This is a genomic window from Candidatus Krumholzibacteriia bacterium (assembly GCA_030748535.1).
Classification (GTDB): Bacteria; Krumholzibacteriota; Krumholzibacteriia; order JACNKJ01; family JACNKJ01; genus JASMLU01.
On record JASMLU010000001.1, the window covers coordinates 221,880 to 243,943 of the forward strand.

Below are 22,064 nucleotides of genomic sequence, written 5' to 3' on the forward strand. Positions count from 1 at the left end.
GTAGGAGTGAATTATGAGGCATCCTATTGAGGGACTTATCATCTGTCAACTGTTTGCAGGATGGGATCTTGCCATCCACAATAATCGCATTCCCAGCGCCCAGGGAAGCCAGACCCAGTCCCCGGGGTTCAAGCCCTCCAGCACCCAGTGCCAATGCTCTCCTCCCCAGCGGGCAAGTCCCGCAAGAAGAGACATCAGGGTCGATGGGATGAGTACCAGAGTTTCTCCCATGCCAAGCCAGGATAGCGGTAGAAAGAGCCAGCCGCTCAGAAGGGATGCGCCCAGAAGGGGTGCCGCCAGAAGGTTCCAGAGAGGGCCGGCCAGGGGAAGCCGGTGAAAAAGGGGCAGGGCGATGGGAAGAGTGGCGTAGTTACAGAGGACCGAGATTCCCATGGCCTCCAGAAGCCACCGTCCCGGAAGGCCATGGCGAAAACGAAAGGCCTGTGCTGCCACAATCAGGGAAGCCGTGGCAATGTAGCTCAACTGAAATCCTGCGGAGTGAAGCGTTGTCGGCAGAATCAGAACTTCCCAAAAGCCGGCAAAGCAGAGGGCTTCCAGAGCAGGAGGTCTCCCCCCCAGCCTGCGACCGAGGATCAGGTAGCCCGCCATCATCGAGGCTCTTCTCAGCGATGGCCCCCCTCCTCCGAGCATCGGGAGGAAGGGCAGAAGAAAGAGAAGGAGGATCTCACTCCGGGCAATTCCCAGTCCCGAAGACAGAAAGAGTCTTCGCAGAAGAAGAAGGAAGAAGGCCACATGCATGCCGCTAAGAGCCAGCAGATGAGCCAGACCCGCGTCCCGGAAATGGGAGACCTGACGCCGACTCAAGGCTCTTCGATCCCCGAAGAGAAGTGCTCGGGCCAAGGGACGGGTGCTCGCGGGCCAGTGCCGACTTGCCCGAAAGAGAAGCTGCCGGCTCCGATTCAATCGCCCCCTGCGGGAAGCGCGCTGCACTGCGCTCTCCCTTTGCTCTGCCTTCCAGGACTCAAGGCGAAATTCCTTTCGTCCTGCCGCCCGCAGTGGCAAAAGCCTGCCTTTTCCATGAAACGGGCTTCCCGGAAAGGGCGTTTCCGCCCCGCAACCGCGAAACACCACTCCCTCAATCCCCGCCACCTTCCCTTCGAAGAGACCGTCTCGGGACTTCCAGGAGCGCAGCCATCGACCCTTCACCTCTCCCTCTCCCATTTGAGGGAGCGCCCTGAGCGAGAACAGGGCAAGGAGAATTCCGAGCATGAAGATCGGGAGGGTTCTTCCCGGTCGCGAGGGAAGAGGGACAAAGGCAATCAGGAGTGCCAAGCCACGCAGGATCCCCAGACCACAGGCCGGCCAGAGGACGATCAACTCTGCAAGGAAGAGTGCTCGGAACATTCATATCGAGGAGATCCGGGGAGGATCAGTCGGGAAAGACCACCTGGTCCTTGCCGCCCTTCTTGGCGCGGTAACAACATTCGTCGGCAGTCTTGAAGAGGGCCCCCTCGCTGGCCGCATCGTCCGGAAACACTGCTCCGCCGACGCTGGCACTCAGGGGCAGGCGAAGTCCTGCCTCGCCCACAATGAACTCATGATCCCGGATGGCTTCCAAAAGCCTCTCCCCCGCCCGAAACGCTCGCTCGCGATCCAGTCGAGGCAGAATCACCATGAATTCCTCCCCTCCGAAGCGGAAGATGGAGTCCACCCTCCGGAAGGTCTTTCGCAAGACGGAGGCGAAATCACGAAGAACCCGATCGCCCCAGTCATGACCCCAGGTATCATTGACCCGCTTGAAGTCATCGAGATCGATCATCAGGAGTGCAAGAGTCTCTCCATTTCTCCGCGCCTTCTCCACCTCGATAGGAAACTGCATCTCCAAAAAGGTTCGGTTGTAGACCTGGGTCAGCCAGTCCACAAAAACGACGCGAGAGAGGACCCGGTGATTGTAGATCTGGTGGGAAAGTGCCCGACCAAGCATCTGAAGACGCCCTTCCAGTCCGGGCAATGAGGGCTCGCCAGGGAAGAGAAGTTCCAGAATCCCCCAGGCCTGCCCTTCCAGAAACAGGGGGAGGAGGAAGACGGTTTCCTTACTGCCTTCTGCTCTTCTCGGATAGGAACGGAAGGACGGATCCCGACTGTCCAGCTTCAGCGGGGCCTGCAGTCGCATCACTTCCCGGAAAGGGTGTCCCTGAGCCAGAGTCTCCACCTCCAGGCGGACGATCTCCATGCCGAGAGCCTGTTCCAGACCCCGGAGTTCCTGAAAACCGTAGAGCGTAACTGCGGCCCCCGGAATCCAGGAATCGAGAAGCAGCATGAGCCGATTCTTCTCCCCGATGCCTCCACCGCGCGCTTCCTCCAGGCGCAGTGCCGAAAGAATCTCCTCGTAGATCGCCTCCAGATCCTCAGGCTCCGGAGCCTGAAGCAGTCTCGCGCTTTCGCTGCCTTCCTGAGAGGCCGGGGCTGTTCTGGCATAGGCGGGGAAACGGAATACGGAGTTTGAACGGGGATCGCGGTACTGAAGAGGACCGAGTCTCTCGAAGTGCCCCCGGGAGGCAAGATCCTCTGCAAGGTCCAAAGCCGCCAGAGCGATGGCATCCTCATCATCCTCGTGCAAAAGGGCATGCAGATGCCGACGCTTTGACTCCGGAATCAGATCCCAGGGGACAAGGTGCTCAAGAAAGTAGCGACTGGTCTTTCGAAGTCTGTCCATCGTTGTCAATCCGAGACCAGGGTACACTCCACCACGCGTTTCCCTTGGAACCACGGGGACCTGAAACGATTATACCATTTTTCGGGCTTGCCTGCCCCCTGTCTCCTTTCGTTTTCTTCATTGCCAGATTCCTTGAGTGAACCTAGACTGCCAAACTGCCTGAAATGAGTCGTAGAATTCTTGCTGGGAGTTTCCATGCCTTTCTCAAAGTCCCTCATCCTTCCCTTCTTCGCCCTGACTCTCTTTCTTTCGGCCTGCGCTCCCCTTCAAACTTTTTTTCTTTCCCGGGATCTGGAAGCTACTCCGGAGACCTCTCCTGAGGAGATACTGTCCACTCCCGACACCCTTCAAGTCGCTCTTGTCGACACACTAGCCACCCCGGCTCCCCTTTCCACGCTGGAGACTCTCCCAGCGCCACCTGCCCAGGAATGGTCGATCCGGGACCGTGCTCTCGCCTTCCACCCCCGTCTTCAGGAGCTTCAGGAATCCTTTGATCACGCGGTCCACAGTCTCGCTACGGGCGACCTTCTCCACTGCCAGGAGACACTCGACGAAGTGGATGCCTATCTGGAAACGGTGAAGGAGGACAGTCTGGTCAACGGTCTGACCCAGCTCTATCTCGGAAGCCTCCGGGAACGCATCGACCGGCTTCAGGAGATCCTCGACGAAGAGAGTTTGATGCAATTCTCTGCACCCTTGGCCGTGGCCGACGACTCTCTTCTTGCCATCTGGTATGGGGGAATGCCCGAGATTCCCAGCCGCCCCCTGAGGCTTGTTCGCAACGAGAGAGTGAGCAAATGGATCTTCTATTTCACAGGAAAGGGACGAAAGACCTTTGAGCTCTGGATGGAGAGAGGGGAGATTTACCGTCCCCTGATCGAGTCCGCTCTCGATCAGCATGAACTGCCCCGGGAACTTTTCTATCTAGCCATGATCGAGAGTGGTTTTTCCTCCTCGGCAAAAAGCAGTGCCGGTGCTGTCGGCCCCTGGCAGTTTATTCGGGGAACGGGAAGAAGATACGGACTCAGCATCGACTACTGGGTAGATGAGCGAAAAGACTTTGTCCGCTCCACGGAGGCGGCCTGCCAGTATCTTTCGCACCTTTACGGCATCTTCCAGGACTGGAACCTCGCCATGGCTGCCTACAACTCCGGGGAGTTCCGGGTGCAGGCGACCGTACGCAGATCCGGAAGCCGGGACTTCTGGGAACTCAAACTCCCCCGACAGACCCGGGACTATGTCCCCAAGATGATGGCGGCCACCATCATCGCCTCAAATCTGGAGGAGTTCGGATTCTCCCTGCCCAAGGCCCGTCCCTTCCAGTACGAGGATTTGTCTCTGAAAGAGGCGGCTGACCTCAGCCTGCTTTCCCGCAAGGGAAACATACCGCTGAAAACTCTTCGAAAGATGAACCCCCAACTGCTTCGCTGGTGCACTCCCCCGGACCGGGGCGAATATGTACTGCATGTTCCCAAGGGAAAGTCTCGCCCCCTGGGCAAGACTCTCGCCACTCTCTCCCGGCAGGAGCAGATCCGTTTTCGCAAACATCGTGTGAAAAAGGGAGAGACTCTCTACGACATTGCCAAAGGCTACGGAACCACCGTCAAGGCCATCACTCGACAGAACGGCATCCAGAACCCACGCCTTCTTCGGGCCGGCAGCCAGATCGTAGTTCCCATCCATCCCGACATACCCTTCAGACCCAGTCAGAACGGCGGAGTCGCCAGTGCCGCAGAGAAGATGCTCCCCTCCCTGTCCACTCCCCTGGGAATGGGGAAGAGCCTCTACACGGTTCGAAAGGGAGAGAACCTGTCGGTGATTGCAAGAAAACTGGGATGCAGGGTTCGGCAACTTCAGGACTGGAATCGGCTCGGGCCTTCTTCGCGCATCTATCCGAACCAGGTTCTACAGTTCCTCCATCCCGAAGGAAGCAAGGCCCCGGGCAGTTCGCCGCGAAGCGTGAAACGAACTCATGTGGTGGCCAAGGGAGAGAGTCTCTACCGGATCGGCAAGAAGTACGGTGCCAGTGTCTCCGAGATGAGAAAATGGAACCCGAAGCTTGCCGCACGCAAGGTGATTCATCCGGGAGAAAGGCTCGTCGTCTACACGGATCTCTAGAAGCGCAGTGCGAGACCGACCCGGTGGCTGCCATCAAGTTCCTCGTGGCTTCCGAAACCGTAGTCCAGCGTCAACTCACTGCAGTAGGCGAAGGCAGGCAGGAACCCGCGCTTGCCCAGCAGGTGCAAGCCCCCGCCAAGAGTCCAGTCCCCCGCATCGTAGCCAGCCCTGAGGGAGACCACCTCGAGAAGAGTGAGTTCCATCCCCAGGTGCGGATCCACACTGACGAGGCCCAGGGAAAGGTCTGCTGCTGAACCGAGGCTGTCGAAACGGATATCAAGATCCGAGGCAAGAAGCAGTTCCGCCTGTAGCGCTGGAAGGCGTTTCCTCCAGGAAACTCCCGGGCGCAGGGAGGGACGGATGATCTCCTGCACTCCCGTGTTCCAGGCGATGAAGGTCGCACTCAGATCGGCCACTCGTAATCCGAATCGAAGATTCCCGGGAGTGAGGGGCGAGAGGATTCCTGCATCAAGCCCGAATCCGAAACTGTTGTACTCCCCGACCGACTGGTAGATCACCTTGAGCGCCGCTCCGACCGCCCAGTCTCCATACATCCGCGAGTAGGCACCATGAACCGCCCACTCCGCATCCTGCACTGTGCGGAAGTAGGAAGGATCAATTTCTGCCGGCAATTCCTCCGGGCCGCTGAACTCCCCGTTGCCGTCCAGATCATTGAAGGGATGATCCCCGGTAAAGAGGATTTCATCGACACCGACTCTCAGGACGGAAAAGGCAAGAGTCGAGGGTCGGCCATTGAGATCAGCGTGGTAGAGGAAGGCCCCGTGATCGACCTGAACCAAGCCTCCGAAGCGCTCGGAATGCATGAGGCTGGCCGAAGATTTTTCCTGAAAGGCCAAAGCCCCCGGATTGAAATACACCGCATTGGCATCGTCGGCTACTGCAGAAAAGGCTCCTCCCATGGCAAGGGGGCGGGCTCCCGTCCCTTTGGCCATGAACTCGCCAGCATACTTGTCAGCATCCGCACTTCCCGCCGCGAGTAACAGGGCAAGAAGCAGTGTCGGGAGGATCCGGGAGTATTTCATTCAGCCTTCCTTGTCTGTTCCGGGAATGATAGGGGATGAGAGATTGCTCGACCAGAAAAATCATGAGAGCAAGCCGTACTCCCGAATCTTGCGATAGAGAGTCCTTTCACTGATCCCCAGAACTTCCGCCGCCTTGCGACGATGCCCGTTGTTCTCCTGAAGTGCGCGACGGATCATCTCCTTCTCCATGTCTTCCAGACTCATGCTCTCCTCATTTCTGCTGAGGTCTCGCCCGATCTCACGCAGTGAAGGAGGCGGAAGGTCGGGATCCCCCATCATCTGTTCCTGAAAACTGCGGAGGATCCCCAGAACATCCTGCACATCTTCCTTCAGGGAGAGAAGGGAACGGTAAAGCAACTCCCTTTCCGCCTCCTCCGGTTTGAGACCCAGGGGAATGGGTAGATTGGCAGGACTCGACTCTTCACTTCGAAGAAAAGCGTCCGGAAGATCCCGCAGGGAAAGGCGCTTGCCTTCGGCCAGAACGCACATTCTCTGCACCACATTTCTCAGTTCGCGGATATTCCCGGGCCAGGGTGCCTCGGAAAGAACTTCCATCAACTGCGGATCCACTTCCCGGATCTCGGTTCCTTCCTTTTCGTGAGTCTCCCGAATGAAGTGCTCCACCAGAAGAGGAATGTCCTCCCGTCGCTCCCGAAGGGAAGGAAGACGGATTTCAAAGACCTTGATCCTGTGCAGAAGATCCCTGCGGAAACGCCCTTCCCTCACCTCCAGTTCGAGGTTCCGGTTGGTCGCGGCGAGGAGCCGAACATCCGACTTCAGGGGGCGAACTCCTCCCATCCGCTGGAACTCGCCCGTTTCGAGAACCCGCAGCAGACGGATTTGAACCGAAGGGGAAATCTCCCCGATCTCATCCAGAAAAAGAGTCCCTCCGTCAGCCCTTTCAAAGTGGCCGGCATGCATGGAAGTCGCGCCCGTGAAGGCTCCCTTCTCATGTCCAAAGAGCTCGCTCTCCAGAGTTCCCTCCGGAAGTGCCCCGCAATTGAGGGCCAGAAAGGACTTCTTCTGACGCTTGCCAAAGCTGTGCAGGGTCTGGGCTACCAGTTCCTTGCCCGTCCCGCTCTCTCCGGTGATCAGTACCGAAATGTCGGTTCGGGAAATGTGGAGGATCATTTCGATAATCTGTTCAAGAGCCTCACTCTTGCCCAGCATTCCGGAGACCCGGCGAAACTTCTGCAGTCGGAGTCTCCTGCCAAGAAGCAGTTTCAGGTCTCTCTCTGAAATGGGAAGGTCGAGGAAGAGATCCGCGCCGGCCCTTTTCTCGGACTCCCGAACCTTGTCGGAGCGGGGGCTTTCCAGAAGAATGATGTCCAAAGTGGGAAACTTGCGTCGCAACTTCCGGAGAAGCTTCAGGTGGCCCTCGCCGATCTGGCGGCAATCGAGCAGAAGGAAAAGGGGCTCCCATTCCGCCATGCGAGAATAGGCCTCTTCGAGATCCCCGACCTGTAGAAGGTCCGTGTCCTCAAGGCGCCCCCACTGGTCGAATTGTCGGGTAAGGTCTTCATCGCGGCTAACGATCAACCCTATATCTGACATGGAGTTTTGCCCCTTTCCAAAGTAATGCGGCTGGCAGCTATGATTGAAACTGCCATTCTGACATTACATTAGAATGGGAACGGGGGGCTGTCAAGTTCCCTATTTGCCGGAGATTTCCAGTTGGCGCATCTGGATTCTGCGTTCCAGAGCGTCGATTCTCAGGCTGATTTCCGGGGGACAGACTTCCTCGCAATCCGGGGCTTCACGGGGGACCTCGGCTCGGAGATTTTCAAGAGGCTGGGGGGCGCTCTTCTTCTGACGGTTTCTCCAGACCAGAGCGCTCAGGGCAAAGAGCAGGGAACTGGTAATCGCGGCCATGGTAGCCGCAATCAAGAGGTGCTGGGGAGACGCAAGGAGTGCGTTTCGAATCAGGTCAAGATTGATGCTTTCCATGATGCTTCCTTTCAGGCTCTCTCATCGAGGAGAAGTCCCTGTTCCTCAGAATCTCTCTCCCCGTCTCGCTTCTCCTTCGGACATTCCTCTTCGTCCTTCTTCTTTCCCGGGGGCAAGGGAAACGCCTCCGCTTCCTCTTCCCGGCGCCTTTCCTTGCTCGCTCGCCCGACCGGGTCGGGCCGGGTAGGACCTGTCAGGATTCGAGGAAGCTTGTCCATCTAGACTCCCTGAAGACGCGCTCCCGGTTTGCGCGTTCTCGGAAGGGGTTTCCGGTCCCGGGTTCTTTCCCGGACTCTTGTGCGAAGACGTTGAACCGCCTTCCCGTGAATCTGGCAAATCCGGCTTTCCGTCACTCCGAGAACCTCCCCGATTTCTGCCAGGGTCAGTTCCTCGAAGTAGTAAAGGGTCAGGATCTGTCGCTCTCTCTCCGGCATTCCCCGAAGAGTCTCCACCAGGATTGTCTGAATTTCCTGTTCTTCCAGTTGATGATCCGCTCTCTCGCTTCCGGGATCTGCAAGAAGCTCCCGGAAGGTCGTATAGGTGCCGTCTTCCCGGGTGCGAACCTCTTCGTCCAGAGAGAGGAGATTACCCTGAGCCAGAGTCCCCACCATGCTGTGGAAGTCATGGAGATCCAACTCCATGTGCCGGGCAACTTCACGGTCACTGGGACTTCTCCCCAAACGCCCCTCCAGTTGGCTGGTTGCCGTCTGGAGAGCCCGGCTCTTGCGACGCATGGAACGGGGTAGCCAGTCAAGGCTGCGGAGTTCGTCGAGCATGGATCCGCGAATTCTCGGAAGGGCGTATGTCTCGAACTTGACTTCCTTGGCAGGGTCAAAGGACTCAATCGCCTTCATCAGGCCCACCATACCGGCTCCGGCCAGATCGTCCCGATCCACCGACTCCGGCAGACCGGCCGCAAGGCGACTTGCCACATACTTGACCAGCCCGAGGTAATGGAGGACGAGCTTCTCCCGATCCCCTGGATTCGGGGAAGCCCAGTACCAACTCCATATCCTCTTTATATACTCCATGTTAGGAGCTTTTCCTTGCGTTTCACTCAAAGCGCATTCTCCTCAGGGATCTTGCCCTGCTATGAACTTGCACCTTCCATGCCACGCTCCTTCTGCTTGCGACTCAGGACCTTCCAGAGCAGGCTCATCAGCAGACTGACCGTGTAGAGGAAAAAGTAGCCAAGGGCTCCCTTTTCCAGGGAAGCCAGAGCCGGAAGTCCCCGACTCAAGGAAATGAGGGTGATAAGAATTGCCCCCAGAAGGCTCAATCTCGGTATCCAGATCAGTGGCTTCATCTGTCACTCTCCCCGGCACCGGCTTCAAGAGCCCTTTTCATGGCGCGGAAGAGCGTGGACGGATCGGCAAGAGACAGACCACTGTCCTCTCCTGCGCCACTACTGATCAGGCCAAGTCGGAAGTCCCCGTAAGGAAGAAGATCCAGCACCGGGCGAAGAACCTCATCCCGGTCACTTCGAGTAAGGGAGAGGAAGTCAGCCCGGGAGACAGCATCCTCAAGGCCTCTCCAGCCCCCATCGGCAGCCACCAGGAGATGGACATGGAGAACGGCATCGCCCAGACCTCTCTCCAGACTTCTGACCAGGTCCCACTGTGCCGGCTCCAGACTCGGCATGATCACCAGGCAAAGAGACATTTCCGACAGATGGGCAAGCGCAGATAGAAGGCTCTCGGGATCCGGCGCAAAGGCCGTGTCAAAGTTCCCTTCCCTTCCGCACTCGGAGAGAGAAGACAGTTCTGCGTCTTCCCGATTCCCATAGGCGATGACCGCAACGCGACTTCCCGTTTGGGCCACCTGCCAAGCCACCTTTCTTGCGAGGCTGTTTTTTCCGACCCCCGGATTTCCCAAGAGAAGATGAATGCCCCGAAGCTTGTCAGGATCAATCTTCTGCGGAATCCGAACCAGGTCACCGAGTCGCTCAATCGCAGCATTCCGGTTTCCGAGATTGACTGCGGGAGCTTCCGCTTCAAAGTCCTGCGCATAGTGCCGGATGCTCTTTTCCCAGAGCCCGAACTCTCTCAGGTAGCTCTCCAGCGGATAGGCCCTCTTCTCCGGGGACTGTAACTTCAGTTCCTGTTCTTCGAGCGCTTGCAGCAGATTTTCGAGTCTGAGAAGCTCATCAGAGACTCTTTGATGCTCCGGCAAGGGCTTTCTGGAATAGGCACTATTGCATGCGACCGATTCCGGAGCCTGGCGGCTTGCGGTCAGAATGACCTCCTGTCGAGGCAGCAGGGAATCAGCCTCTTTCACCTTCCGGGTGCTGCAGTCCAGGATATAGGCATCCGGCCCCAGTCGCTCTTTGACAAGCCTCAGGGCATCGCCCATGTCACTTGCGTGGATTGTTTGACTATTCATGCAGGTTCACCATCCCCATTGCTTTGACTTCCGTTCCCAAGGGCACTTCGGTAAAGGCCAGTACCGGCAGGCCTGGAAGAAGGGTTTCAGTAAATCTCCGGAAAACCAGTCGAATCGGACTGGAGACCAGGATGAGCGGCTGCAGGCCCTGTCTCGCCATGCGCTCCGCCTCCTGGCGAATCCCTGTTTTGAAACTGTCCGCATGCTCCGGAGAGAGAAATATCCCCCCCGTTTCCCCGTACTGTTTGAGAGCCTCCATAAAGAGATCCTCCACTTTCGGGGACAGGGTCATCACGTTCAGCGTGTCGTTCTTGTCCAGGTATTCCCGGACGATCCCCCGGCCCAGCGCTTCGCGAACTTTCTCGGACAGGAAGTCTGTACTTGCACTCTGCCCGGCATGATCGCCGATGGTTTCCAGTATCGTGACCAGGTCCCGAATGGGAACTCGCTCCTGTAGCAGGTTTCCGAGAATGCCCTGAAGAAAGCCGAGATTTACCTGAGAAGGGATCAGTTCATCCACGAGGGAGGGAGCCACTTCCCGGACTCCATCGACCAGATGCTTCACATCTTCGCGACTCATGATCTCATCGGCATGACGGCGAACGATTTCCGAGAGATGCGTACACAACACGGAAGCGGAATCCACCAGAGTCAGCCCGAGGGACAGGGCCTTTTCCCTCTCCCTCTCCGGGATCCAGATGGCAGGCAACTGGAAGGCGGGCTCCCGGGTCTCAATTCCCTGCAGGTCGCCCCTCTCTTCAGGGGATGCAATGCAGAGATGATGATCCGGGAGAATCTCTCCCCTCTCCAGTTCGATGCCCTTCATGTGAATGGAATACTCATTGGGGCCAAGGTTCATGTTGTCCCGAATGCGAATCGGGCTGACGAAAAGACCCATTTCCCGGGCCAGCTGCCTGCGGATTCCCGTAACTCTCTGCAGGAGATTTCCTTCGCGGGAAGAGTCGGCAAGAGGTATCAAACCGTAACCGATCTCCAGTTCCAGTCGGTCCACCTGGAAGAAGCCGGGGGCTTCCAGAGGATCGCGGTCGCTTTCTGTCGTGTCCTCTGTTTGCTCCTCCCGAGCCTCCTCCGCGCGAAGTTCCTTGTGCTTGCGCCAGGCAAGGAGAATGCTCCCCAGTCCCAGCATGAAGAATGGCAGCCTCGGCATCCCCGGCACAACTCCGAGAAAGAGAAGGGCGGAGCCAGCAATACCCAGTGCCCTCGGCTGACTGAAGAGCTGACGAATGAAGTCGCTTCCCAGGTCCTGCTCATTGCGCCCCCGGGTCACCACGACACCTGCACCGATTGCGATCACCAGAGCGGGAATCTGACTGACCAGCCCGTCACCCACGGTCAGCAGGGTGTAGGTATTCAGGGCTTCCTTGAAGCTCATGCCCTGCTGGGCCACACCGATAACAAAGCCGCCGATGATGTTAATCAGCGTAATGATGATTCCCGCAATCGCGTCGCCCCGTACGAACTTGGAAGCACCATCCATGGCTCCGAAGAAATCTGCTTCCTTGCCGATTCTCTCGCGGCGCGTTTTCGCTTCCCGTTCATCAATCAGTCCCGCGTTCAGATCGGCATCAATCGCCATCTGCTTTCCGGGCATGGCATCCAGTGTGAAGCGAGCAGCGACTTCCGCAACTCGCCCGGATCCCTTGGTAATGACAATGAACTGGATGACCACCAGAATGCTGAAGATGATGATTCCCACCACCGGATTCCCGCCGACAACAAAGGCACCGAAGGAGGCAATCACCTTGCCTGCATATCCATCAAGCAAGATGAGACGGGTACTCGCCACATTCAGGGCAAGCCGGAAGAGAGTCAGGAACAGCAGCAGTGTCGGAAAGATATTGATCCCGAGGGGATCCCTTACATAGAAGGTCACCATCAGGATGATCAGGGCAAAGGTAATGTTGAAGGAGAGGAGGACGTCCAGAAGTCCGGGCGGCAGAAGCAGCACCATGATCGAGAGGATCCCGATCAGGGCGACCCCCACCAGAATGCTCGCATTCCCCCGGAGGATCCGGTCCAGTCCCTTTGCGTAGGCGATCTCGCTCATGCACCACTCCCGACGGCTTCACGGCCAGACAGGCGATACACCCAGGCCAATACCTCGGCCACCGCCTGATAGAACTTCAGGGGAATCGACTCCCCTACTTTTGCTTCTGCATACAGGGCACGGGCCAGTGGCTTGTTCTCCACCACGGCGACTCCATGCTCCCTGGCAATTTCCCTGATCCGGGCGGCCACCTTCCTCTGTCCCTTGGCCACGACTTTCGGAGCACTCGCCCCTTCCTCATATAAGAGGGCCACGGCGAAATGGGTCGGGTTGGTGAGAACCAGATCGGCCTTCTTTACATCTTCCATCATCCTCTGCATGGAAATATCTCTCTGCAAAGCCTTGAGGCGACCTTTCACCAGAGGGTCTCCCTCATACTCCTTGAGTTCGTCCTTCAGCTCCTGTCGAGTCATCATGATGTCTTTCTCATGCTTCCAGCGCTGGAAGGAGTAATCCAGGACTGCCAGCACCAGAAGTAGGAGGATCAGGCGGAAGCAGAGCTTCAAGGCTACGCTGCCGAGAAGCAATAGGGCCGGGCCGAGATCAAGGGCGGCCAGGTTCATCAGGCTGTCCTTTTCACCATTCAGCGTGATCCAGGCCAGGGTCAGCAGCACTGCAAACTTGAGAAGACTCTTGATGAGTTCGAAGCCGCTTCGAATGCTGAAGATTCTCTTGAAACCACGAAGAGGGCTGATCCTCTCTCCCTTGAACGCCAGTTGATCCCACTGCACGTGCAGACCGACCTGCACGGCAGCGATCCCGAAGGCTACAAATAGCAGGATGCCCCAGAAGGGCAGGATTCCGGCAATCCCATGCTCCGTCCAGAGAAGGACCAGAGAGTCATAATGCTCAGCACTGACCTGCCGGCGACCCTCAAAGGACAGGGAAGAAGTGAGGATTCCGAGCAGTTTCTCCAGAAAGAGAGGGGAAAGAGCCAAAAGAGAAAGTAGTCCGGCAAGAATCACCGCGAAGCTGCTCAGTTCCGTGCTTCTGGCAACCTGCCCCTTCTTTCTCGCCTCCTTGCGCCTGCGAGGGGTGGCGAGTTCTGTTTTCTCCTGATGCGACTGTTCTGCCATCTCACGTCATCCAACTCATGAGAGAGTGAAAGTCACGGAGTAGAGTCTCCAGACTTGCTTTCAAGAACTTGCCTGCAGCGGTCATCCCGAGAGCCAGAGCCAGAATGCCGACCCCGATCTTCAGGGGAAAACCGACCAGAAAGATGTTCATCTGGGGAATCAGCCTCGCCATGAAGCCGAGGGATACGTCCACCAGAAGGAGAGTGCCGATCACCGGGAGACTCATCCTCACGGCAATCAGAAATACGCTCGAAGACAGTTCTGCCCAGTGCTGAAGCCCGGCAACCGCCACCCGGGAATCGCCGATGGGGAGAAGACGGAAGGATTCTCCCAGGCCGGCGAGGAATGGGTGATGAAGATCCAGCCCGAGGAAGAGGAGAACAGCGAGCAGGTAATAGAAGCGTCCGCTCACCCCCACGGTTTCCCGGGTATTGGGATCGAAGACGCCGGCGAGGGAAAGTCCCATTTGAACGCCCACGGCCTGCCCTGCAAACTGTGCCCCCATGAATACAAAGTGAACAAGTCCTCCGAGCATCAGGCCATAGAGCGTCTCTCTTGCCACCAGAAGTCCCATTTCAAGTCCGGAGGAGGGAACATGATGGAGGGGTGGAATGGCTCCATAGATCAGGATGGCAATCACAGCGCCCGTTGCGGCCTTGATGCGAACCGGAACCCCGCCTCCCCCGAACACAGGGAAAACGGAGAAAAAGGCCGCCGTTCTTGAGAGAACCAGGAGGAACCTCAGGAGGGCTTCTTCTGTGATCACAGGCCAGACCATCAGATCCTCACATCGTTCCGATCAGGCCGAAGAGCCTGCGGGAAAAGGCCACCATCACGCCGAGAACCCAGGGCAGGACCAGTACTCCGGTCAGCAGGATTCCGATAATCTTGGGGACGAAGGTCATCGTCATCTCGTTGATCTGCGTCACCGCCTGAAAGATGCTGACCACAAGACCGATCAGCAGGGCGGCCGCCAGCATCGGGCCGGCCACCTTCAGGGTCACCAGGAGGGCCTCACGGCCGAGATCGATGATGAACTGTTCTGTCATTTCAACCTCACTGGAAGGAAACGAGAAGGCTGCGAACCACGAGGTTCCAGCCATCCACAAGGACAAAGAGCAATATCTTGAAGGGCAGGGAGATCATCACGGGTGGAAGCATCATCATTCCCATGCTCATGAGGATGGAAGCCACCACCATGTCAATCACGAGAAAGGGAACGTAGAGAACGAAGCCGATCTGGAAAGCCGTCTTCAGTTCGCTCAGGACGAAGGCGGGAATCACGACGGTAAGAGGGGTCTCCATCCGGCTCTCCGGGACATCCCGGTTTCCCATCTTCAGGAAGAGCTCGAGATCCTTGTCCTGTGCGTGGGCCAGCATGAAGTGACGAAGCGGCTCCATGCCCTTCTTCAGAGCCTCGCGATCCTCGATCTCCTCAGCCAGGTAAGGCGCAATGGCCTCCTGGTGAACCCGCTCGAAAACCGGGCTCATGACGGCGAAGGTCAGAAAGAGAGAGAGACCGATGATCAACTGATTGGGCGGCATCTGCTGGGTTCCCATGGCCTGCCTCAGGAATCCCATGACGACCACGATCCGCGTAAAGCCCGTCATGAGGATGAGGATGGCCGGAGCCAGCGACAGGATGGTCAAACCGATCAGCACCTGCAAAGAGGTGCTGAGATTCCCCGTGGACTCCCCCTCACCGATTCCGATCTGGATTCCCGGAAGGGAAACCGCATGAACGGAAGTCGCAAGGACAAGACCCGTGAGGGCTGCAATGATAAGAATCTGGCGGCGCATTCGCTTCTCCCTGAATGGCTCCTGCGCCTTCTTTACAAGGGACATGCCGAAAAGGAGAGAAAGGAGAGACGAGATGTTCGCTGCCAAGTCTTTTAGATACAGTCATTTGCAAATGCCAATATCCAAAAGAAAAACGCGGCCCTCCCGAAGGAGAGCCGCGCTGGTCGAAAATCATTCAGAAGAGGGGCTAGAAGGGACTCGCCTGCCGCAGCAGGGTCTGCAGTTCTGCACTGCTCTTTTCCAGCTTTTCCTCCTCCAGGGCTTCGATCTTCCTCTGCGGGGAATCCAGGTCAGCAAGAAGGCGGACGCTGTCGGAGGAGATCCCCAGCAGATAGTCTTTTCGATCTACGCGAATCAGACTGATCCGGGTCTTCCCGCCCAGCGAAATGGTCTCCATCAGGCGAAGGCGATTTCGCGAATCCCGACCTCCCTTTTTCGCGGACTGGAGATGAGGCAGCGTTGCGCGAATCAGGGACAGGATGGCCAGCATGGCAAGACCCAGTCGAAGCAGGGACAGCAGGGAAAAGGATTCCGAACTGGAAGGAAGGAGGCTGAGAAGCGCAAGAACTGCCAGGCTGGCAATGGCCAGGCTCCAGTACTTCCCGTTTTGAATCAGGCTCTTCATGATCAAAGACCGGGCATGGCGTGTTCGGGCTTCTGTGCCAGACGAGTAATGCGAACGCCGAAGACATCATCCATAACGATCACTTCGCCCTGAGCGAGCAAGACACCGTTGACCCGAAGGTCCACGGGTTCCCCGGCCATCTTGTCCAGTTCAATGACGGAACCCTGGGACAATTGCATGACTTCGCCGATGTTCATCCGGGCCCGGCCGAGTTCCACTGTCATTTCCAGCTTCACATTGCTCAGCATGTCCAGTCCCCCACTTTCGCCGCTACGGGAGAAAGAGGCATCGGGTTTTTCACCCAGATTCTTGTCATAGGTTTCCAGTTTTTCATCTTGAGTTTCCGTAGCCGTGCTGACGCTGGACTCCGTCTCATTCTTCTGATTCATGAGATTATCCTTGTTCATCCCTGTTCTCCATTCTCGCCCTTGGCTTCTTTCTGTAGGAGGTGGCTGATTTTGAAAGCCACCTTCTTCTGGTTTCGTCCCATACTCCCGAGGAATAGCGGGCAATCTCCTGAACGGGCCAGAAGAGCCTCATCCTTGAGCTTTCTCAGGTTGAAGACCTGCCCCACTTCCAGTTTTAGAATCTCTTCGAAAGGAAGGGGAATCCTTCCGACCTCAATCGCCAGTTCCGTGGGCGTACCCTGGAGGACGCCGCGAATTCTGTCCTCATCGCGGGCTCTCTCCTCACTGCTTCTCACATCCCGGAATCCGGCGCTGCCATCGCCCCCCAGTTCGGCATCGAGACTGGAGAGGGAAACGCAGAAGTTCATGTGCCCCTGATAATCTCCCAGCTCGATGTCGAACTGGAGAAGCAGGCAGGGATCGTTTGAGTTCATGATGTAGGTGAAGTCAGGATTGTGCTCGATCGCAGAGAGGCTGGCCTCCACCTTCAAGAGCCGAAGCATGGCGTCCTCAAGACTTTCGAGAATCCTCAGGATGATTTTGCGAACAATGCGGTTTTCAATGGCGGTGAACTCGCGGCTCAGATCCTGTCCGAGAAATCGGCCCCCGAGAAGTTTCTCCACCATGGTGAGAACCAGGCTCAGTTCGATCTCCAGAATCCCCGGCACTTTCAGAGGCGATAGTCCAAGGATGTTGATGCAGGAGGGGTTACTGATCCCGGAGGTAAATTCCTCGAAGAGAACCTGCCGTGCGCCGTGACTCCTGACGGAGACTGGCATTCTCAGGTAATTGTTCAGGGAAAGTGTCACCAGTTTCGTGAAGGAATCGGCGACCATGTTCATGTTTCTTTCGAAGCCCTTGGACATCTGGATCGGACGGCGGAAGTCATAGGACTGGCCCACATCGGGTTTCACATTCCGATCGAGAGTCTGCATGTCGTCGCTCCTACTGCATAACAAAGTCGCTGAAGTAGATGTTCAGAAGCTCTCCACTGCGAAGAGTTCCGTTGAACTCCTCGAGCAACTGCTTCTTCAGGTGCTCCCGTCCTCCCTGGGCAGACAATTCAGGCATGCTGCGCTTCGAGAGGCCGGCGATGAGAAGATCCCGAAGCTCGGGCATCCTCTTCTTCACCTCTTTCTCGACCCGGGAGTTCTCGCACTCAAGACCCGGGGAGACCTTGAGATAACGGGGGCCTTCCGGCTCATTCAGGGTAACCACGAGGTCATCCATCATCAGGATGCTCCCTCGTGCCTCAGAACTCCCGAAAAGACGGGGATCCCGACCCTGGGCCGGCAGAATCAGGAATTGTGCCACGGCAAGAGCTGCGAGAATCTGAAGGACAAGGATCAGGGCCATCCAGGAGACACGGGCCTTTCCGCTTATCTTCTGATCGCTCGACTCACTTGTTTTGCTTGAAGTTACAGCTTTCTTCTCAAGCATATTCTACCTCCACTTGTCGCTTTCAGCTCCCGGATTCCGCATCCGGTGCCACCAGGTCCAGAAAGATCTCCACTCGACGATTCTTTTGTCTCCCGGAAGCTGAATCGTTTTTGACCACCGGTCGCCACTCTCCGAGGCCTGCCGCACTCATCCTCCGCGGATCAACTCCCCGTTCCTCAAAGAAACGGACGATAGCCGAAGCCCGAGCCGCCGACAGTTCCCAGTTGCTAGGATACTGTGCGGTATTGATGGGCAGGTCATCCGTATGGCCCTCCACCCGGATTGCGTTGGGCAGATTGATCAGGCTGCCCTTTACTTCCTCCAGCATGGGATGAGCCGCCTGACGAAGGTGGGCCTTCCCGAGATCAAAGAGAAAGTTCGAGTCGAGGCGAATGGCGAGTCCCTTCTCCGTGCGACTGATGATCACTTCATCCGACTGCTTGAGGGCCTCGACCTTCTTCTCCAGCTCCCGACTCCTCTCCCGGATCTGCCGAATCACCTCAGGGCTGTCCGGCAGCTTCACCAGGTCGGGAGAAAGGGGAAGATTGGGGTGACTTTCCAGCACTCCGAGAGCTCCCTTGAGACTGGAAATGGCGTCGTGAAACTTGCTTTCCTGGAGGGAGGAGAAACTGTAGAGAAGCACAAAGAAACCCAGGAGCAGGGTCATCATGTCGCCGAAGGTTGCCAGCCATGCGGGACTTCCGGCTTCGTCCTCATTTCTCTCTCGCTTGCGATTCACTCCTCAAGCCTCGCTTCTTTCTCGGCCTCCATGACCTCCCGGAGTCCGGGAGTCAGGTAGCTTTTCAGCTTTTCCTCCACCACGCGGGGAGAGTCGCCGGACTGAATGGCCTGGATACCATCGACCATCATCCACTTCAGGTTGACCTCGGAGCGGGATCGGTTCTTCAGCTTCCCGGCAATCGGAAGAGCAAAGGCATTGGCAATCAAGGCGCCGTAGAAGGTCGTCAGGAGTGCGACCGCCATGCCACTGCCGATATTGGCAGGATCCTCAAGATTCGATAGCATCTGGATCAGGCCGATCAGGGTACCGATCATCCCAAAGGCCGGTGCATAAGTGCCCAGAGCCCGAAAGATCTCCTGCCCGTTCTGGTGCCGGGTTTCCACCTGTTCGATATCCACCTGCAGGATGCGGGAAAGCACCTTGGGATCGGTTCCGTCCACGGCCAGTCGGAGACATTTCCGAAGAAAGGGATCTTCTTCCGTATCCGAGGAATCTTCCAAAGCCAGCATTCCCTGCTTTCGGGCGATCTCTGCATAGGAAACGATGGTATTCAGGGTGCCGAGAGTGTCTTCGAGAGGCTGTGTGAAACTGTTCTTGGCGACCCGAAAGGCGCGCAGAACCCGGGGCAGGGAAAAGTTGACAAAGAGAACCATGATCGAGGCACCAAGAGTGCCGATCAAGGCCGGAAAATGAAGATAGGACTGGAGGCTTCCCCCCAGCAACAACTGGATCACGAGCACAATCGTGATGCCGACCAGGCCAATCAGGGTTGCGATATCCACGCGCGCTCCTACTGCTCAGAGTCTTCGGTACTCTCGTCTTCCATGAGTGCAGGAACCGGATATGCGCCCTTCATCTCTTTCCGGTAATCGAGAATCTTCTCTCGCACATCGGACATGCTGTCGCGAACCATGATCTTTCTGCCTGTGCAAAGCGTAATCAGACAGTCAGGAGTCTCCTCTACAAATTCAATGAGATCCGCATTCAGGAGAAGGCTTCTTCCGTTGAGTCGGGTCAGCTTGATCATGGCTTCCTAGCGTTTCAGGCGAATGGCCTGGCTCAGCATTTCATCTCCGATGGAGATCACTCTCGCATTGGCCTGGAAACCACGCTGTGTGGTGATCATCTGTGTAAACTCGCGGGCAAGATCCACATTGCTCTTCTCAAGGGCGCCCGCAATGATCCTCACAGAACTGGATTCCGGCTCCCTGCTCATCCATAGTGGTCGGCCGGAATCGCCGGTTTCTGAATACAAATTATCGTTTAGACGCTTCATTCCCTGATTATTCCGAAAATGTGCAAGCTCGATGCGCGCAAGGGTTTGAGTGATTCCGTTGGAGAAGCGTCCGCTGATGATGCCTTCCCCTGAGATCTCAAGGTCTTCGAGAGTTCCCTCGACTTCCCCATCCTTCTTCGAAATGCCCAGATTGGAAGTTTCCTCTGCCATGCGAATCGACTCGGATTCGCTGATTTGCAGGTTCAGAAGCTGTGCTCTGCCATCGCTGCTCAAGATCTCAAGGCGAGATAATCCCCCCTCAAATCGGAACTCTTTCAACTCACCAGCGGAGTCGAATCTCAGGGTTCCGCTTCCCCCGGAGCGAATCTGAAGATCCCCGGACTCTGCCTGCCAGGTCCAGAGGCTGTCTCCCTCTTCCCCTTCTACCCGGGTGAACTGGAAACTCAGGCTCCGGGACTCTCCCTCAAGATCCACATACTGGAGGCTGAGAACATGGCTCTCGGCATCCCGGGCGGATTGAGTCTCCCAGGCTTGGAAAGTTTCGAGAAAGTCGACTTCGCCAAGGGAGTCTCCTAGAGTCAGCCCGGAGAGTTCTGAAGACAAGCCGGCGTGGCCCTGCAGGTGGATGCGACCCTCGAGGTCGATGCTTGCACCACTCTCCTCGCTTTCGCCACTTGCACTGAGATCTTCCAGGAATGTCAAGAGGTCGGCGATGTTTCGCTCGCTATCTGCCAGCAGAGTCTCTGTCCGAAGCTGTCCGCCCAGTTCCACTTCTCCGAGAAGTTCCAGGCCTGCAATTCCGAACTCACTATCCATTCCCGAGAGAGCTTCCCCGGAAGCATTGTAGAGATCTGCCAGAAGGCTATCTTCCGTGGCCGCCTGCAGGAAGGAGCCAAGGCTGCTGCCACTTTCTCCTGCTTCAATCACCGGCGAAAACTCGAGAGCCGCCTCAAAATCGCTATTACCATCAACCTCCAGGGCAAGGTCGAGAATCGGAAGCTGGTTGCCGCTAATGACCAGGCGTCCCGCTTCCAGGCTAATCTGGCATGAAGGGTCCAGGCTCTGGAGAGAGTCTTCCAGCCAGGAAATCAGATCTTCTACCTGACTTTCTTCTGCGACCAGAAAGGCATCCCCTTCTTCCCCCTGAAGCATTCCTCCGCCCACGGAGCCACTGAGTCGGATCACTTCTCCGGCAAGCAGCGGGAAGGTGGACGCTCCCCTGCCGGCAATGGAAAGATCCAGGAGACTGGCATCCATTGCGCATTCCACGAAGAAGGGGCCCATTTCAAGGTGCGTCCCCAGAGCTTCGGAGTCCTGGTTCAGGATTCCGGACATTTCCAGAAAGCTGCTGGCCTCTGCGGGAAGAACCTGCTCCAGATCCAGTTGGAGACCTGCAATCCCGCCTCCTCCAGAAACCCGTCCTTCGGAGTCCGCAAGGGTCCCCCGAAGAAGTGCTCCACTGCCCAGGTGGAGAATGCGACCTTCTTCATCCAGGCCGAACTCCCCTGCACGACTGAAGAAATGCTCCCCCTCAAGTTCCAGAGAGAAGAAACCGTCCCCTTCAATCGCAAGATCCATCAGGCGCCCCGTAGTCTCCACGGCTCCCTGCCCGAAGAAGGTATCCACGGAGGCCACGCCCACACCGCTTCCACTGTGCGAGCCTCCCGCAAGCCCGAGCCCGTCGCTCATGAGTTCGCGGAAAGATACCCTCGATGATTTGAATCCGGTCGTATTCAGATTCGCAATGTTATTGCCAATCGCATCCAGACTGGACTGGTGGCCCAGAAGGCCGGAGATCCCTGATAGAATACTCTTGAACATCGTCTATTCCGTTTCCCCGGCAGCCCGAACCTCAATGACCTCCGACAGGGTGTGTTCCTGTCCGTCAATCAGGAGGAATGCGCTCCCATTGGCAAAGCGAACCGCTTCGACCAGACCTGAGATTCTTGCCTGAATGGACACAGGGTTGCCGCTGGCATCCAGTCCTTCTACTACTACCTGATAACTACCTTCAGCGAGAGACTGTCCCTCGTCGTCCAGACCGTCCCAACTAAGAGAGTGAGTTCCCGCTTCGAGAGCCTCGCCATCGCCTGGGTCCAGCGTGCGAACGGTATTGCCCCATCCATCCACGATGCGAACCGTCACCCGGGAACTCGTGTTCGTCTGGAAGCTCAGCGTTGGACTGGCTCCGGTGATCAGGTCAATCTGGCTACCGTCCAGAAGAACCTCTTTCCCGATCAGCTGGGTACTCAGGGCATTGCCGAGACTCTGCTGCATCAGGAGCCCGGTCTGTGTGCCTTCGTTAATATTCTCCAACTGCTCGACACTGGAAAACTGGGCGAGTTGCGCAAGAAAGTCCTCATTGCCCATGGGGCTGAGGGGGTCCTGATGCTGCAACTGGGTCACCAGCAGCTTCAGAAAATCGTCCTTGCCCAGTTGAGACTCCCGGCTGTTCGAAGTGACAGGCGTGGCATTGAAGTGGTTTACGCTGGGTGTATTCAT

Annotated in this window: 24 protein-coding genes; 1 reads left to right on the plus strand and 23 read right to left on the minus strand. The window is 57.0% G+C overall.

Annotated features, from left to right (window positions below; all coding sequences use genetic code 11):
• Positions 1–45: 45 nt before the first annotated feature.
• The gene (locus QGH30_01055) at positions 46–1,365 is read right to left on the minus strand and encodes a ComEC/Rec2 family competence protein (protein ID MDP7020927.1); all 1,320 of its coding nucleotides are present in this window, start codon (positions 1,363–1,365) and stop codon (positions 46–48) included.
• A 25-nt stretch (positions 1,366–1,390) separates the two neighbouring features.
• Entirely contained in the window at positions 1,391–2,677 is a 1,287-nt protein-coding gene (locus QGH30_01060; GenBank protein MDP7020928.1) for a GGDEF domain-containing protein, read from the minus strand.
• A gap of 195 nt (positions 2,678–2,872) precedes the next feature.
• On the opposite strand from QGH30_01060, the gene QGH30_01065 reads away from it, so the two are divergent.
• Positions 2,873–4,795: a LysM peptidoglycan-binding domain-containing protein gene (locus QGH30_01065; protein MDP7020929.1), complete on the plus strand. Its 1,923-nt coding sequence runs from the start codon at positions 2,873–2,875 to the stop codon at positions 4,793–4,795.
• Here the strand turns inward: QGH30_01065 and QGH30_01070 are convergent.
• The 21 genes from QGH30_01070 to QGH30_01170 form a co-directional block, all read right to left on the minus strand.
• Positions 4,792–5,838 carry a hypothetical protein gene (locus QGH30_01070; GenBank protein ID MDP7020930.1) on the minus strand — a complete coding sequence of 349 codons (1,047 nt, stop codon included), beginning with the start codon at positions 5,836–5,838 and terminating at the stop codon, positions 4,792–4,794. The two genes, QGH30_01065 and QGH30_01070, sit on opposite strands and share 4 nt — an antisense overlap.
• A gap of 60 nt (positions 5,839–5,898) precedes the next feature.
• On the minus strand, positions 5,899–7,392 hold the full coding sequence (locus QGH30_01075; protein ID MDP7020931.1) for a sigma-54 dependent transcriptional regulator: 1,494 nt from the start codon (positions 7,390–7,392) through the stop codon (positions 5,899–5,901).
• A 99-nt stretch (positions 7,393–7,491) separates the two neighbouring features.
• Positions 7,492–7,785, minus strand: a complete 294-nt coding sequence (locus QGH30_01080; protein ID MDP7020932.1) for a hypothetical protein — start codon at positions 7,783–7,785, stop codon at positions 7,492–7,494.
• Between the two features lie 11 nt (positions 7,786–7,796).
• Positions 7,797–8,003, minus strand: a complete 207-nt coding sequence (locus QGH30_01085; GenBank protein MDP7020933.1) for a hypothetical protein — start codon at positions 8,001–8,003, stop codon at positions 7,797–7,799.
• On the minus strand, positions 8,004–8,816 hold the full coding sequence (locus QGH30_01090) for a FliA/WhiG family RNA polymerase sigma factor (protein ID MDP7020934.1): 813 nt from the start codon (positions 8,814–8,816) through the stop codon (positions 8,004–8,006).
• A gap of 59 nt (positions 8,817–8,875) precedes the next feature.
• Complete coding sequence (locus tag QGH30_01095; GenBank protein ID MDP7020935.1) at positions 8,876–9,091, minus strand: hypothetical protein; 216 nt, start codon at positions 9,089–9,091, stop codon at positions 8,876–8,878.
• The gene (locus QGH30_01100; GenBank protein ID MDP7020936.1) at positions 9,088–10,167 is read right to left on the minus strand and encodes a hypothetical protein; all 1,080 of its coding nucleotides are present in this window, start codon (positions 10,165–10,167) and stop codon (positions 9,088–9,090) included. The genes QGH30_01095 and QGH30_01100 overlap by 4 nt, the downstream gene beginning before the upstream one ends.
• Positions 10,160–12,235, minus strand: coding sequence for a flagellar biosynthesis protein FlhA (flhA, locus tag QGH30_01105; protein ID MDP7020937.1), 2,076 nt, complete (start codon positions 12,233–12,235; stop codon positions 10,160–10,162). Before flhA ends, QGH30_01100 begins: the two co-directional genes overlap by 8 nt.
• Entirely contained in the window at positions 12,232–13,311 is a 1,080-nt protein-coding gene (flhB, locus tag QGH30_01110; GenBank protein MDP7020938.1) for a flagellar biosynthesis protein FlhB, read from the minus strand. The genes flhA and flhB overlap by 4 nt, the downstream gene beginning before the upstream one ends.
• 1 nt (position 13,312) lies before the next feature.
• Positions 13,313–14,089: a flagellar biosynthetic protein FliR gene (gene fliR / locus QGH30_01115; protein ID MDP7020939.1), complete on the minus strand. Its 777-nt coding sequence runs from the start codon at positions 14,087–14,089 to the stop codon at positions 13,313–13,315.
• A gap of 7 nt (positions 14,090–14,096) precedes the next feature.
• Positions 14,097–14,360: a flagellar biosynthesis protein FliQ gene (gene fliQ, locus QGH30_01120; GenBank protein MDP7020940.1), complete on the minus strand. Its 264-nt coding sequence runs from the start codon at positions 14,358–14,360 to the stop codon at positions 14,097–14,099.
• Positions 14,361–14,367: 7 nt separating this feature from the next.
• A complete protein-coding gene (fliP, locus tag QGH30_01125; GenBank protein MDP7020941.1) occupies positions 14,368–15,111 on the minus strand; it encodes a flagellar type III secretion system pore protein FliP in 744 nt (247 codons plus the stop codon).
• Positions 15,112–15,298: 187 nt separating this feature from the next.
• Positions 15,299–15,736, minus strand: a complete 438-nt coding sequence (locus tag QGH30_01130; protein ID MDP7020942.1) for a flagellar biosynthetic protein FliO — start codon at positions 15,734–15,736, stop codon at positions 15,299–15,301.
• Between the two features lie 2 nt (positions 15,737–15,738).
• Complete coding sequence (gene fliN / locus QGH30_01135) at positions 15,739–16,125, minus strand: flagellar motor switch protein FliN (protein MDP7020943.1); 387 nt, start codon at positions 16,123–16,125, stop codon at positions 15,739–15,741.
• Between the two features lie 14 nt (positions 16,126–16,139).
• Complete coding sequence (locus QGH30_01140) at positions 16,140–17,078, minus strand: FliM/FliN family flagellar motor switch protein (GenBank protein MDP7020944.1); 939 nt, start codon at positions 17,076–17,078, stop codon at positions 16,140–16,142.
• A gap of 10 nt (positions 17,079–17,088) precedes the next feature.
• The gene (locus QGH30_01145; GenBank protein ID MDP7020945.1) at positions 17,089–17,583 is read right to left on the minus strand and encodes a flagellar basal body-associated FliL family protein; all 495 of its coding nucleotides are present in this window, start codon (positions 17,581–17,583) and stop codon (positions 17,089–17,091) included.
• A 22-nt stretch (positions 17,584–17,605) separates the two neighbouring features.
• Positions 17,606–18,322: a flagellar motor protein MotB gene (locus QGH30_01150; protein ID MDP7020946.1), complete on the minus strand. Its 717-nt coding sequence runs from the start codon at positions 18,320–18,322 to the stop codon at positions 17,606–17,608.
• Entirely contained in the window at positions 18,319–19,107 is a 789-nt protein-coding gene (locus QGH30_01155; protein MDP7020947.1) for a motility protein A, read from the minus strand. Before QGH30_01155 ends, QGH30_01150 begins: the two co-directional genes overlap by 4 nt.
• An 8-nt stretch (positions 19,108–19,115) precedes the next feature.
• On the minus strand, positions 19,116–19,352 hold the full coding sequence (locus tag QGH30_01160) for a flagellar FlbD family protein (GenBank protein ID MDP7020948.1): 237 nt from the start codon (positions 19,350–19,352) through the stop codon (positions 19,116–19,118).
• Between the two features lie 6 nt (positions 19,353–19,358).
• Positions 19,359–21,383: a flagellar hook-basal body complex protein gene (locus QGH30_01165; protein ID MDP7020949.1), complete on the minus strand. Its 2,025-nt coding sequence runs from the start codon at positions 21,381–21,383 to the stop codon at positions 19,359–19,361.
• A gap of 3 nt (positions 21,384–21,386) precedes the next feature.
• Positions 21,387–22,064, minus strand: coding sequence for a flagellar hook capping FlgD N-terminal domain-containing protein (locus QGH30_01170; protein MDP7020950.1), 678 nt, complete (start codon positions 22,062–22,064; stop codon positions 21,387–21,389).